1 protein-coding gene is annotated in these 209 nt (G+C 40.7%); it reads left to right on the top strand.

What is annotated here, in order from left to right:
* Positions 1 to 209 (top strand): C69 family dipeptidase (locus CBI42_RS12485; RefSeq protein ID WP_142294196.1); only part of this gene is annotated, 209 nt, incomplete at both ends.

Raw genomic sequence — 209 nt, 5'->3', positions numbered from 1 at the left:
TCTTCCGACCTGCCATTCATCTGCCATACTGACCATAAGATCAGTGTCGAAGATGTTGAGTATATTTTGAGCTCACATTACAACGAAACCCCTTATGATCCATTTAGCAGAGGTCACGAAGATACCAAGACTTTGTTCCGTCCAATTTCAATGAATCGGACCCAAAACTCACATGTTTTGCAGATTCGAAATGACGTTAAGAACAATAG

The organism is Streptococcus sp. KR, from assembly GCF_002238115.1.
Classification (GTDB): Bacteria; Bacillota; Bacilli; order Lactobacillales; family Streptococcaceae; genus Streptococcus.
This window is presented reverse-complemented; position numbering and strand designations above follow the sequence as displayed.